The 14,162-nt window shown below is 49.1% G+C and carries 10 protein-coding genes and 1 pseudogene; 10 read left to right on the top strand and 1 reads right to left on the bottom strand.

What is annotated here, in order from left to right; genetic code table 11:
• Nucleotides 1-269: 269 nt before the first annotated feature.
• From E1919_RS23870 to E1919_RS23860, 3 genes are all read left to right on the top strand, one after another.
• Nucleotides 270-3,536 (top strand): PAS domain-containing sensor histidine kinase, encoded by a 3,267-nt coding sequence (locus tag E1919_RS23870; RefSeq protein WP_162055928.1) that lies wholly within the window; start codon nt 270-272, stop codon nt 3,534-3,536.
• A gap of 848 nt (nt 3,537-4,384) precedes the next feature.
• On the top strand, nt 4,385-5,362 hold the full coding sequence (locus E1919_RS23865; protein WP_162055927.1) for an L-threonylcarbamoyladenylate synthase: 978 nt from the start codon (nt 4,385-4,387) through the stop codon (nt 5,360-5,362).
• A gap of 124 nt (nt 5,363-5,486) precedes the next feature.
• A complete protein-coding gene (locus tag E1919_RS23860; protein ID WP_162055926.1) occupies nt 5,487-7,139 on the top strand; it encodes a SulP family inorganic anion transporter in 1,653 nt (550 codons plus the stop codon).
• Nucleotides 7,140-7,294: 155 nt separating this feature from the next.
• Here E1919_RS23860 and E1919_RS23855 read toward each other — a convergent pair whose 3' ends face one another.
• Nucleotides 7,295-8,218, bottom strand: a complete 924-nt coding sequence (locus E1919_RS23855; RefSeq protein WP_162055925.1) for a LysR family transcriptional regulator — start codon at nt 8,216-8,218, stop codon at nt 7,295-7,297.
• A 148-nt stretch (nt 8,219-8,366) separates the two neighbouring features.
• Here E1919_RS23855 and E1919_RS23850 point away from each other — a divergent pair, with 148 nt between their 5' ends.
• The 7 genes and pseudogenes from E1919_RS23850 to E1919_RS23820 all read left to right on the top strand — a co-directional run bounded on the left by E1919_RS23850 (nt 8,367) and on the right by E1919_RS23820 (nt 13,463).
• Complete coding sequence (locus E1919_RS23850; RefSeq protein WP_162055930.1) at nt 8,367-9,803, top strand: NADP-dependent isocitrate dehydrogenase; 1,437 nt, start codon at nt 8,367-8,369, stop codon at nt 9,801-9,803.
• 204 nt (nt 9,804-10,007) lie between these two features.
• Nucleotides 10,008-10,334 (top strand): hypothetical protein, encoded by a 327-nt coding sequence (locus tag E1919_RS23845; protein ID WP_162055924.1) that lies wholly within the window; start codon nt 10,008-10,010, stop codon nt 10,332-10,334.
• Nucleotides 10,294-11,130: a DUF6671 family protein gene (locus E1919_RS23840; RefSeq protein ID WP_162055923.1), complete on the top strand. Its 837-nt coding sequence runs from the start codon at nt 10,294-10,296 to the stop codon at nt 11,128-11,130. Before E1919_RS23845 ends, E1919_RS23840 begins: the two co-directional genes overlap by 41 nt.
• Before the next feature lie 39 nt (nt 11,131-11,169).
• The gene (locus E1919_RS23835) at nt 11,170-11,724 is read left to right on the top strand and encodes an amidohydrolase family protein (RefSeq protein WP_162055922.1); all 555 of its coding nucleotides are present in this window, start codon (nt 11,170-11,172) and stop codon (nt 11,722-11,724) included.
• A gap of 35 nt (nt 11,725-11,759) precedes the next feature.
• Nucleotides 11,760-12,026: pseudogene (locus tag E1919_RS23830) on the top strand (transposase); the annotation flags it as partial.
• Between the two features lie 256 nt (nt 12,027-12,282).
• The gene (locus tag E1919_RS23825) at nt 12,283-12,600 is read left to right on the top strand and encodes a transposase (protein WP_162055920.1); all 318 of its coding nucleotides are present in this window, start codon (nt 12,283-12,285) and stop codon (nt 12,598-12,600) included.
• Nucleotides 12,537-13,463, top strand: a complete 927-nt coding sequence (locus E1919_RS23820) for an IS3 family transposase (RefSeq protein ID WP_162055929.1) — start codon at nt 12,537-12,539, stop codon at nt 13,461-13,463. The genes E1919_RS23825 and E1919_RS23820 overlap by 64 nt, the downstream gene beginning before the upstream one ends.
• Nucleotides 13,464-14,162: the final 699 nt, after the last annotated feature.

Genomic DNA, 14,162 nt, shown 5'->3' with positions numbered 1-14,162 from the left:
GTGCCTCTAGGACTACTTTGGCCTTGAAGACCGCGCTGAATTTCCTTCTTGTTCCTTTCATTGTTCCACTAAGTTAAATGTTATACGTCAATTAAAGTAGTGGCCCTAAATCAAGGGAGTATTATATAGGCCCGGGTGTCTACTCCGTAAAAAAGTGATGATAAAACTCGTAATTGCTGCCGTGATGAAGTTTACTCTAAGAGAAGAATAGTTTATAGTTTCTATTTAAGTTACCTTTTGTTTTTTATCAACCCTGCTTATCCAATTAAATGACACCTTCTGTTCCTTCACCTCTCAACGGTGGCTCTAACTTCCCGCCCGGAGGCGGTGAAATGGGTGCGCACATTCGCTCACTCGACTGGTCGAAAACAGCTGTTGGACCGATTGAAAAATGGCCGCAGAGCCTGCGCACTATCCTGAGTGTCATTATCAACTCAAAGTTTCCCATGTTCCTGTACTGGGGGCCTGAATATACTTGTTTTTATAACGATGCTTTTCGCCCCAGCCTTGGCAATGAAGGCAAGCACCCGGCCTCATTAGGTAAACCAGGCTGGGAGTTCTGGGCAGAAGCCTGGCATGAGGTTGAGTCTTCAATCTACCGGGTGAAGGCTGGTGGGGAGGCTGTCTGGAGTGAAGACCAACTGGTTCCTATTTACCGCAACGGGAAAATGGAAAATGTGTACTGGACCTATAGCTTCAGTCCTGTCCATGATGAATCCGGAACACCCGGTGGAGTACTGGTAACCATTATTGAATCTACCCAGAAGGTGCTTGCCCTGGCTCAGCTTGAGGAAAGCGCAGATGATTTGAGCTTTGCCATTGAGGCGACCGAACTGGCTACCTTTGATGTAAACCCGCTAACCATTAAGCTGAAAGGAAATAGAAGACTAAAGGAGTGGTTTGGCCTGGGTGCTGACGAAGAAGTGGACCTGCAGACAGCGGTGGATGTGATTGCAGAAGAAGACAAGGCTCGCGTTCTGTCTGCCATAGAACGCGCTTATGAGTATGCTTCCGGTGGAGGGTATAATATTGAATACACCATTGTCAACCCGGCTACCAAACAGGAACGTTATGTGAAAGCCAAGGGAAGAGCCTGGTTCAATGAAGATAAGGAAGCATACCGCTTTAACGGAACACTACAAGATATAACTCCAGCGGCATTGGCCAGGAGGCAGCTGGAAGAAAGCGAATCCCGCTTCCGCAGCATGGTCGAGCAGGTACCTGTAGCCATTGGCTTTACCCGCGGCAAAGACCATGTGTTCCAGGATATAAACCCTTCCATGCTGCGCATAATGGGCAGGAGACATAAGGATGAAGCGATTGGGAAGAAATTGGTTGAGGTAATGCCTGAGCTAAAGGACCAGGTAATGATGAAGTTATTACAGGATGTCCTGGAAAGAGGTATGCCATATATGGGCAGTGAGATGCCAGCGCATGTAAATGTTCAAGGAAGGCTTGAGCTAGGCTACTATAACATTTCCTATACCCCCCTTTTGGAAGAAGGTGTGGTTAACGGCATTATACATGCAGCTATGGATGTAACCGAACAGGTGCTGGCCAGAAAACAGGTAGAGGAAAGCGAGCAACAGGTACGCTCCATGCTGGAAGCCGCACCTTTTCCTATAGCTGTGTATGTGGGCCAGGAGATGAAGGTGCAAAGTGCTAACCAGGCAGTTTTGGATGCATGGGGAAAAGGCAACAAGGTGATAGGCAGGAAACTGGCAGACATTCTTCCTGAACTGGAGAGCCAGCAGATATTTAAGCTACTGGATCAGGTATATACAACTGGGATTGCCTACAGCGAAAAGAACCAGAGAGTAGAGCTGGTAGTGAATGATAAACTGCAGACGTTTTATTTCAATAATAATTTTACACCGCTTTTTGATGAAGCTGGCAAGGTGTATGGCATTATGAATACAGCAGCCAATGTAACAGACCTGGTACTTGCACAGCAAAATTTAAAAGAAAGTGAGCAACGCTTCCGCCTTTTTGTGCAGGCAAGCAACGATACACTGTATAGGATGAGCGCGGATTGGCAGCAGATGCTCACCCTGGAGGGGAAAGACTTTTTGTCCATCACAGACAAGCCAAACAAGACCTGGGTAGACGATTACCTCCCGCCGGCGGATCAGGAAAGGGCACTGGAGACTATAAAGGAGGCCATGCGCACAAAGAGCGTTTTTGAACTGGAGCATCGCGTGATCACAGCAGATGGCAATGTAGGCTGGACTTTCTCCAGGGCTATACCGGTGTTGGACCAGGCAGGAGAAATTATAGAGTGGTTTGGGGCTGCTACTGACATTACAGAGCAAAAGCTGGCCCAGGACGCCCTAGAGGAAAGCGAGCAGCGCTTCCGGATCATGGCCGATGCCGCACCCAACATTATCTGGGCCCTGAACCCGGATACATCCATAAAATATGCGAATAAATTCTTGCTGGAGTTCATAGACACTTCCATGGATAAATTCCTTGTTTCCAACTGGGATTCTATCGTCCACCCTGAAGACCTAAAGCTGACCCAGCAAAAAGTGGAAGCGGCTTTTAGGGAGCGCAAAATGTACCGGATGGAGCAGCGTCTTCTTCGCCACGACGGTGCGTATCGCTGGATGCTGTCGCAGGGAGCCCCCAGTTATTTTGCTGATGGTGACTTATATGGCTATGTCGGCTCCTCCATCGATATCACGGAAATCAAACAGGCAGAGTTAAAACTGCAAAATCTAGCCGTCGAGCTTGCTGCCGCCAATGAAGAACTGCGGGCATCCAGTAAACAGGTGCAGGAAGCGAACGATATGCTCTCCGACAGCAACCGGAAATTAAGCCACACCAACGCGGACCTGGACAACTTCATCTACACGGCCTCCCATGACCTACGGGCTCCCATCTCCAACATTGAAGCTCTGATGCATGCCATCCTGGAGGACCTTTCTATTGAGAGCAGGGAAAACCCTGCTGTTGAGAAGCTGTTCAAATTAATGGGTGCTTCCATTGAGCGTTTCAAGCGTACGGTCAATGACCTGACGGAAATCACAAAGCTGCAGCGGCAAGAAGCTGATGAGGGGGACGTGCAGGTGGCTCTCTCTCAAGTAATCAGGGAGGTACAGCTGGACCTGAATCCCCAGATTGAGCAAGCGGGTGCTGAAATTCAGGTGGACATACAGGTGTGCAGGCTTATCGACTTCTCCTCTAAAAATGCCCGGAGCGTTGTCTATAATTTAGTTTCAAATGCTTTGAAGTACCGATCACCCGAGCGCCAGCTGTTGATACAAATTGACTGCTATCTGCAGGACAACTACCAGGTGCTGTCCGTGCAGGACAACGGCCTGGGGATGGATCTCACAGATAATAGCAAAGTGTTTGGTATGTTCAAGCGCCTCCACGACCATGTAGAGGGCACTGGTGTGGGCCTGTACATCGTCAAGAAGATTGTTGAGAATGCGGGCGGAAAGATTGAGGTTGAAAGCAAGGTGAATGAGGGGACGATTTTCAGGGTGTTCTTCCGGGATAGCGGCATTCCAAAACCCGACCACGGCAACTAAAGGCGTGGCTGCACTTGGCAGGCAAAGGGTATGGCAGGGCTGATGAGAGCTTGCGCTGTCGCTGAAAGCCCAGGCGCGGGTTGCTGCATTAAGCGTGCCTGTGGTTTTGACAAAATGCCAGCCAGCCCTGGGAGCGATAAAATGCCTGTCAAATATAAAAACAGCTCCCGCTAAGGTTTCTCTTCCCGGGGAATTCTTATTTGATGCCGATAGCAACAGTTATGTAAAGCAATATGGTGCTTACAGCTTCTATTTGCCCAAGACTCTATTGAACATATCAATCGGTTATAGAACAAGGAAGGTACCGATACCGCCGACCTCAATTCTGGGCTCTGGAGGCTGTTTCGCTTATAACAGATGATATTGGAGAACATTTAGGCCTCATCATAAATTCATGTTGAAGCACTGTGTTACCAGTTTAACGTATCGAAGTACATGAGCTGTTCTACTTCCAAGTTTCTGTCATGACAGTACACCTGCTGTTAAAGCTGTTGCAGAACTAAGATGACAAAGAAGTTCAACTTTTACCTTTCTGTACCTTTCTTAAAGTTAATGATAGCAATAGTCTCCTCTTTTCCTCCGAAGAAAGTTTTATGTTTCTCTTCTAAATCAATCTCATTCCACACAAAGGAAAATCAGCTTGGATTTTTCCCAGTGTAGTCCATCAGTTGCTTTCTGAATAATCTTGTAGACAAGCACCATCAGAAGAACAAAGGGAGCTGAAAGAGTATAAATCATAAATATATTTTATATGTTTTATTAATATAATAAATAAAAACTTATAGTTCATTGAATTTATATTTGCAGCGATAATAAAATGCATGTGAATCAGACACTCATCATCATTTATGGCTGCCATAGGTAAAAACATTCAGCGCGCACGCCGGCTTTTGTCCGGTGGGAAGTTAGTGGCTATCCCGACTGAAACCGTTTATGGCCTGGCAGCCAACGCACTGAATGAATTTGCAGTTGCAGAGATATTCGCCGTTAAAAACAGACCCACCTATAACCCATTGATCGTACACATCGGGCAAAGTGATGAGCTGAAAAAATATGTGGCAGAGGTGCCTCCTATAGCGGAGAAGCTGATCGAGAAGTTCTGGCCCGGGCCACTTACGCTGTTGCTCCCCAAAAAGGAAAATATTCCGGCAATCATCACAGCATCACTGCCGCATGTAGCTATCCGGGTACCAGATCATCCCCTGACCCTTAAACTGCTGCAGATGCTGGATTTTCCGCTGGCAGCCCCAAGTGCAAATCCCTTTTGCTACATAAGCCCTACCCGACCAGGGCACGTACAGCAGCAGATCGGTGAGAAGATACCGTACATATTGGATGGGGGGCCCTGCGAGCAGGGGGTAGAATCAACGATTGTGGGATTCGAGAACAACACGCCAGTGGTTTTTCGGCTTGGTGCCATTACCCCTGAGGAGATAGAAGAAGTAGCGGGAGAGGTTAAGGTGCACAAACAAACAGGCTGTCGCCCTTTAAGCCCCGGAATGCTGCCTTACCACTACTCTCCCAGAACCCCGTTGTATTTGACAGACAAAGTTGAGGAGTTACTGGAAAAGCATGGCTCTGCAGAAACGGGTATCATCACATTTCATAAGACCATGGAAAACTTGCCGCAGGAGCACCTTGCTATTTTGTCGCCCACTGCCAACATGCGCCAAGCAGCCAGTAACCTGTACCACTCCCTTCACCGGCTGGATGGCATGAACCTGAAGCGGATCATTGCCGAAAGGCTTCCGGAAACTGGTCTCGGAAGGACAATAAATGAGCGCCTGAAAAAAGCGGCAGGAAGAACAGCGGCCGAATCATGGTAGGCTTTTTTGTGATGTTGGCCTACTGAGTCCGCTTAACCAGTGAGTAGTACCACCTAAATCTCTTGTCTCAAGTCTTACACTTGTGTCTTTGAAAACTAAACCCTAACCCAGAAAATATCAATTCATGAAAGGACTTAAAACAGCCTCTGTCGCAAGTGGCCTGGCTGGCCTGCGCGAGAACTTTAAAAGTGATGCCCTCTCTGGCTTCCTGGTGTTCCTGATTGCCCTGCCCCTCTGCCTTGGCATATCAATGGCCAGCGGTTTCCCCCCTGTGGCGGGTATTCTGACCGCTATTATCGGTGGCATGGTAGTCAGCTTTCTGGGCGGCTCAGAACTCACCATAAAAGGGCCGGCTGCCGGACTTATCGTGATTGCCTTGGGCGCTGTGGGAGAGTTGGGGCAGGGGGACTCCCTGCTGGGGTACAAGCTGGCCTTGGCTACCATCGTAGTGGCTGGTGTAATCCAAATCCTGTTCGGAACGCTTCGGAGCGGCGTGCTCGGGGATTTCTTTCCGGCAGCAGCCGTAAGTGGCATGCTGGCCTCCATCGGTATCATCATCATCTCAAAGCAGGTATTCACCCTGCTGGGTGTGAAGCCTGCCGGCAAAGAACCGCTGGAGCTTTTAGTTGAAATACCCCTGGGGCTTGCCAACCTGAACCCTCAGATAGCCATCATCGGAGTTACCAGCCTGCTCATTCTCTTTACCCTTCCGCTCCTGAAAAACAAATACCTGAAGCGGGTACCGGCACCACTTCTTGTGATACTGGTCTCTATTCCGCTGGGGCACCTGTTCGGCCTGGCGCACAGCCATACTTATCTTTTCCTGGACGAGCACAATTACAGCGTTGGCCCCGAGTTTCTGGTAACACTCCCCAAGGACCTGCTCAGCGCCATCACTTTCCCGGATTTTTCCCAAGTATTCTCTGGCACCTCTATTAAGTACATCATCATGTTCGCAGTGGTTGGTTCATTAGAGAGTATTTTGAGCACCAAAGCCGTGGATACACTGGACCCCTACAAGCGCAAGGCTAACCTGAACCGCGATATGGTGGGGGTGGGCATCGGCAACACCCTTGCCGGTCTGATTGGTGGCCTGCCGATGATTTCGGAAATAGTACGCTCGTCTGCCAACATCAACAGTGGAGGCAAGACACGCTGGGCCAATTTCTTTCACGGGCTCTTTCTGCTACTCTTCGTTGCCCTTGCCCCTGGCCTTATCCACCAGATTCCGCTTGCCGCACTGGCTGCCATGCTCATCTACACCGGTTTCCGACTGGCTTCGCCCACTACTTTCATTCAGACTTTCCACAAAGGCTGGGAGCAGCTGGTGATATTCCTGATTACCATCATCTTCACCCTCTCCACTGACCTGCTTGTGGGTATAGGCGCCGGTATAGCCGCCGAGCTGCTCATCCTGATGATAAAGGGGCTGCCGGTGAAAAGCATCTTCAAGCCCGGCATCAAGCTTCAGCAGCACGAGGACAATGACTACATACACATAGCCTTGTCGGATGGAGCCGTGTTCAGCAACTACATTAGACTAAGAAAGTACCTTGACAGCCTGCCACGCCGAAAACACCTGGTGCTCGACTTTTCTGACACCGTAGTCGTGGACCACACTGTGATGAAGCACCTGCACCAGTACCGGGAGGAGTACACGGCGCAGGGGGGATGGCTGGAGATTACCGGGCTCCATGGCCATAAGCCTGTTTCAAAGCACCCGCATGCGGCAAGGGTCAGGGTGCAGCAGCGAAGGCACGCGACTGCAGCCACTTAAGAAGGCCGCTTGCCCCTACTCGACCCGTGTGTTGTCGGCACCTGAGTTAACCTAGCCTATACCCCGGCTTTGAACAGGGGGCAAAAAGAAGCGGTAGCGGGAAAAGGCACAGCGGCAGGCAGTCAACACGCACGCTGAACCTGTGCCCTTTGCTCTCAGAACTGATGAAGCCACCCAAACCGTTCCTGAATTATCCTGTCTTTTTCTTTTTGCAGATAATCCAAAAACGAACTGGCAACAGGTGAAAAGCTTTTGTTTTTCAACCATATCAGACTCCAGGTAGATTTTATCGGGAAGCCGTTGACTGGGATGATCTGCAGGTCACCGTTGCTCAGTTCATTCTTGATTCCTATCAACGGCATGATGGAATAGCCCAACCCGGCAATCACAGCCTGTTTTACCGCCTCATTGGAGGTAAGCTCCATTTTTTTTATGACAGGCAGGTTGTTCTGTTTGATAAACTTCTCCATTATATGCCGGGTTCCTGACCCCGGCTCCCGGTAAATCAGGGGGATAGTCTCCAGAATGCTTTTTTCGTGTAGCTCTCGTTTAAATTCTTGCTCCTTATTGCCAACCAGGTGCAGTTTGTTTTCCATCAACTCAATATTGTCCACCTGCAGGTTCTCCGGTAGTACCGATACCAGGGAAAAATCCACCTCATTCTTTTCCAGGCTTTCAATTACCATGGCCTTGTTCGTCACATCCAGCACTAACTCGATGCCGCGGTGCTGCTTTAGAAAATCGGATAGAAAATAAGGCATCACGTATTTGCCGGTTGACACAACCGTGATTTTCAGGCGGCCGATCAACTGCCCCTTATAGGCGAGCGTCTTGTAGTTGATGGCATGCACCTCATTGAGTATCCTCTCTGCTGCAACAGCTATTTCCTTCCCGAAGTCAGTGATGAATATCCTTCTCCCAATCACCTCCGTCAATGGGATCTCAAACTGGTCCTGCAGGTTCCTGAGTTGTATGGACACGGCGGGTTGTGTCAGGTGCAGCTCCTCGGCAGCCTTTGTGATGCTTTGCGTCTGGGTGATTTTCAGGAAAACCTGCAACTGGTGCAATGTGTAGTTCATTAATTTTGTTTATGGGTGGCATTAAAAGTATATATTTTTATTTATATAAGCAATTGGTCAATTTTGTAGCACAAATAATTCACACATGAGCGAAACGAAACTAGTTGGAAGCTACGAAAACTCTCCCGCGTCGGTGGACGCTCCGGCTTTGACAAAAATCACCGTCGCAAAAGGCGACGGCATCGGACCGGAAATCATGGCGGCTACCTTGAGGGTGCTGCTTGCGGCCGGGGCTAAACTGGAGATTGAGGAGATCCAGGTCGGGGAAGGCGTATACCTCAGCGGAAACACCTCCGGTATTTCCAAAGCATCCTGGGAAGCCATCCGGCGCAACAGGGTTTTCCTGAAGGCACCCATCACGACCCCGCAGGGAGGCGGGTACAAAAGCCTGAACGTGACCATGCGTAAAATGCTGGGCCTGTACGCTAACGTGCGTCCCTGTGAGAGTCTCCACCCCTTTGTCAAGACCAAGCACCCTGTCATGGACATGGTGATTGTCAGGGAGAACGAGGAAGACCTGTACGCCGGTATTGAGCACCAGCAAACCGATGAAGTGGTGCAGTGCCTGAAGCTCATCAGCCGACCGGGTTGTGAGAAAATAGTGCGCTACGCGTTTGAGTACGCACGGCGGTACAATCGCAAGAAAGTAAGCTGCTTTACCAAGGACAACATCATGAAGCAAACCGACGGGTTGTTTCACCAGGTTTTCAATGAGGTTGCCCAAGAGTACCCCGCCATCGAAAGCGAGCATTGGATTGTGGATATCGGTGCCGCAAGGCTGGCCGACACCCCCGAGGCCTTTGACGTGGTGGTGATGCCGAACCTCTACGGCGACATACTCTCCGATGTGGCAGCGCAGATAACCGGTTCAGTGGGGCTAGCCGGCTCAGCCAACATAGGTGAAACGTGTGCCATGTTCGAGGCCATCCATGGTTCAGCCCCTCCTCTTGCAGGCAAGAACCAGGCTAACCCCTCCGGGTTGCTTCAGGGTGCCATTATGATGCTGAACCACATCGGGCAGACCGCCGTTGCCCAGAAAGTGCAGAACGCCTGGCTCAAGACCATAGAGGACGGAGTGCACACAGCAGACATATACAAGGAGGGCGTCAGCAAACAAAGAGTGGGCACGAAGGAATTTGCACAGGCCGTTATCAAGAACCTTGGTCAGAAGCCCTCCTGCCTGAAGCCGGTGGCCTATGAGAAAGGGGCATCGTTCAACCTGCCCAAATACCGGCGGAAGCCGGCTGCTAAAAAAGACCTGCTCGGCGTGGATGTGTTTGTCCAGTGGAGTGGCACCAGCGCCGATGAAATGGGAGAGCTGATGCAACAGCTGGACACGCCTGAAGTGAAGCTCAGCATGATCACCAACAGGGGCATTAAAGTATGGCCCGAAGGGTTTGAGGAGACTTTCTGCACCGACCACTGGCGCTGCCGCTTTAAGCACGAGGAAGGGAAATTCATCACGAAGCAGCATATCCTGGATATTTTATCGAAGGCCATAGAAAAAAACATTGACACCATCAAAACGGAGAACCTTTACGCCTTTGACAACAGAATCGCCTTCTCGCTCGGGCAAGGGCAATAAATGCGTTTTTTAGCCAGCACTTATAGTAGAATGAAGCAATTCATAACCTTTCTAAGCTTGGCTTCATTAGTTGCCTGCTTTTTCATCACAGCCCAAAATGAAGCCTCTTTACTGACTGAGCTTACCAAGGCTTTAGCCATTATAGTTTGCTTAAACCTAATCCGAATAACCCCAAATAACTCTATAAACTAAAAAACATCTATTATGACAACAATCAATCTGATCATGGGTGACTACACCCCCCTGGAGGCCAAGGAGATCCTTCTCAAAATGGTAGAAACTAAAATCAACTTTCATAAACTTCGGAATCTGAGCGCACATGTTCATTTTGGCAAAGCTGACGCTGATTCAGAAGCGAGAATCGGAGAGCTGAAAGAGGCGGGAGCGCAAATCATTGCGCTTGTTCAAAAAGCAATAGACGACAAGACCATGATTGAGATCGGGTCAACAATAGATATTGCCTTCAAAGTCAAAGCTCAACCTGAGGCATATGTTCAAGGGCAGGAGGTTGCTGGTAGCTACCAAGCATAAGAAAGAAAGTGTGATTGCCCCCCTCCTCCAGGAGGCTCTTGGGGTGGAGTGCTTTGTGGCAGAGAATTTTGATACGGATACCTTTGGCACATTCAGCGGAGAGACAGAAAGGAAGGATGACCCCATCACCACCGCACGGAGCAAATGCATGGAAGCCATGGCCATGTATGACTGCGACTTAGGCGTTGCCAGTGAAGGTTCGTTTGGGCCTCATCCTTCCCTTTTTTTCCTGCATGCTGACGAGGAAATCCTGATCTTTATAGACAGGAAGAACAATCTGGAGATTATCGTCAGGAAGCTGAGCACCGAAACCAACTTTGGCGGGGAGCAAGTTCACACAGAGGGCCAGCTGGCAAGCTTCGCTGAAAGGGCGCAGTTCCCGTCGCATGCCTTGATACTCCGCAAGTCGAAAGAAGACAATGCCGAGGTTATCAAAGGTATTCAGGACTGGAGCCAGCTTAAGGCTTCTTTTCATCACTTATTGGGAAAGCACGGCACGGTGTACGTGGAAACGGACATGAGGGCCATGCTGAACCCTGCGCGGATGAAGGTAATCGGACAGGCAGCCCAGAAGTTGATAGAGAAAGTCAGCTCACGTTGCCCCCATTGCACTAGTCCTGGCTTCGGTGTTACCGGAGCCAATCCGGGACTGCCCTGTGAATGTTGCCGTTACCCTACCCGTTCCACACTGAGTTATATTTACCAGTGTCAGAAGTGTGCCTTCATAAAAGAGGAGAAGTATCCGCATCAAAAGACCAGCGAGGACCCAATGTACTGCGATATGTGTAATCCATAATCAATCTTATAAGTTAAAGAGATTATTTAAGAGCCGGAGATGAAAACTATCATACGCAGCGCTAATATCATAAATGAAGGAAGGATGTTTGCTGCAGATGTGCTGATTGCAAAGGGTAGAATTGAGAAGGTTGCCCCTCAAATTACTTCTTCGAAAGGAGGGAAACATGTGGAGATAAACGCGGAAGGGCTGTATTTGATGCCGGGTGTTATTGATGACCAGGTGCACTTCAGAGACCCCGGCCTCACGCACAAAACAGACATTTTTTCCGAGTCAAAAGCCGCTGTTGCGGGTGGTGTTACTTCCTATATGGACATGCCCAATACCGTTCCCAATACGCTGACGCAGGAGTTGCTTGAGGAAAAATACGGTATCGCGTCTGTGAGGTCCCTGGCGAACTATTCCTTTTTCATGGGCATTGGGAAAGACAACTTGGAGGAAGCCTTAAGAACGGATACAGAAAACGTTTGCGGCATCACCGATGACGGCCTCTACTTTCAGAATGAGGAAGGAATACTGGCTAATTATCCTGACTTCCTGGAAAAGCTTTTTTCACGTACAGTGTCAGCTTCCCTGAAAACAGAACTGTTTTGAAGTAGAGAAAAAGCTTTAACTTTAAACAGTTATTTATGAAGAGAAAGACATTTACCCCTCAGCAGATCGCCAGAATCCTGAAGGAGTTCGAGGCAGGCAAGAGCGCGGCAGAAATCAGCCGTGAGTACGGCGTGAGCCAGGCAGCCTTCTACAAGTGGCGCCAGCGCTACAACGGCATGGACGCCACCGAGCTTAAGCGCTTGAAGGAGTTGGAGGAGGAGAACCGCCGCCTCAAGGCCATGTACGCCGAGCTGGCCCTGGATTTGAAAGTAGCCAAAGAGATTATCGAAAAAAAGGTACTGTCTTAAAAGTCAAGGATCTTTTTTAGATTTTTCTTATCTTTCCCTTACCTGAAAGAGAGCTCCTGGCCGACAGGTGCTGGATGCTCATCTTGTGTAGCCCTGGCAAAAGCCGGGGCTATTTTGTTTTTGTCAGCTGCGCTGACACCTGAAAGAGAGGCTCCGGCCTCCAAGCTTTGGATTATTTCTTGTGGAGTTGCTACCTTTGACTGGAGACCTTTTCTAGGCAGATTTAACTAAATGTTTAAATTTGACTATGATGGGAAAACGTATATTTGATGCCTCCTTCAAACGGATGGCTATTGACCTCTCCTACGCGAGGGGATCAGTAAAAGAGGTAGCCGACGAGTTAGGCATTGATCCAGGTCGGCTGAGCAAGTGGCGGCAGAAGGACAGTTCACCAGTAAGGTCTACCGAGGGGCTCAGTGATGATCAGAAAGAGATTAAGCGGCTACAAAAAGAGCTGAAGGAGGCGCAGATGGAGCGCGATATGGACCCGATGCTGACGCACGTCTGCGGGTCAAAAAAGGCGGTCAGCATCTTCTCCAAGGGAGACGGGCGGTATACGGATTCATAAAGGAGCACCGTCACCAGTTTCCCGTTGAGAAGATGTGCAAAGTGCTTCAGGTCAGTGCCAGCGGCTATTACTACTGGCTTCATCATCCGGTCAGTCTGCGGGAGCTCAAAGAGCAGGATCTCGTGGCGCAAATCAAGGAAGTATATCAGCAGAGCAAGTGCCGCTATGGCAGCCCCAGGATCAGCTTTGAACTCCGGGAGCAGGGCATCCGGGCCTCCCTCCCAAGGGTAGCCCGTCTCATGCAGAAACACCAGATACAAAGTATTATAAGAAAGAAGTACCGGGTACAGACCACCGACTCCAGCCATACCTATACAGTAGCAGAGAATTACCTGGCAAGAGATTTTCAAGCGCTAAGGCAGGCAGAGAAGTGGGTGTCCGATCTCGCCTACATCAGAACCAGGGAAGGCTGGCTGTACCTGACAGTCGTAGTGGACCTGGCCGACAGGAAAGTGGTGGGCTGGGCACTGAGCGAGACCATGGAGGCGGAGACGACCACGGTGGCCGCCTTTCAGATGGCCATCCGGAACAGGCCTGTGTTTTATTCCCTTTTGTTTCACTCTGACCGGGGTGTGCAGTACGCCTGCAGTGCCTTCCGGGAGCAACTCGAGGGGGTACCAGTGGTGCAGAGCATGAGCCGGAAAGGCAACTGCTGGGATAATGCCGTAGCCGAGAGCTTCTTTAAGACGATGAAAACTGAGATGGTGTACCACCACCAATTCACCACCAGACATGAAGCAAAGCTGGCTGTTTTTGAGTACATAGAAAGCTTCTATAACCGGAAAAGGAGGCATTCGGCTCTGGGCTACCTGACGCCTTGCCAGTATGAAAAACTCCTATACAACCAAGCAGTGGCTGCCTGAAAAAAGTCTCCAGTGAAACATTGCAATTCCAAATAATGATATGCTGCTTTTTACAAAAGAAGATTATAACGATAAGATAAAGATTCTCCTAAAACTATTTCTTGAGAAGTATAACCTTTATTCCAGACCAATCACAATCACTCGTAAGAAGTACATCTACCCTAATCCCATTGAAGAAACGGACACTTTCTATAATCTGTACTCTTCGCACTGCAACAGACGTGGATGGGTTTCATACTTTTCAAAGATGTTTGATGACTTCACTCTTATGGAAATGATGGGTACTAAGTCACATCAGGAATTCCTTAAGTACAAAAAGAATAACGTTGATCATCTGGATGAGAAAGTAAAAATGGCACTGTATGGCCTACAAAACGGTGGCGAGGGGTAAGGACTACAGAAGCCGGTAGAGACATGAAAATTGGTAAAGCTTCTTCTGAAATAAAATCTTTGATTAGACCACTAGTAGTTTTGGATTTGAAACTAGTGTTAGAACACAGGGTATGTAAACTCTGGACTATGGCCACACATGTTTGGTTGGTTATCTATTCATTACATTTTCTGCTGCCGATTACCAGCACCGGTAGCTAAGGAGAAATGCTTAAAAAGCTCCACCACTCCATGGGAGTCTGGTTTAAAAAATTAGCTATATCAGCAGAAAACCACTTACAAATAAGCTAACGCTCGGCAGGATGGACC

This window comes from Pontibacter pamirensis (assembly GCF_010015475.1).
GTDB classification, from domain to species: Bacteria; Bacteroidota; Bacteroidia; order Cytophagales; family Hymenobacteraceae; genus Pontibacter; species Pontibacter pamirensis.
The sequence above is the reverse complement of the archived record's forward strand: the minus strand, read 5'-3'. Positions and strand labels throughout refer to the sequence as shown.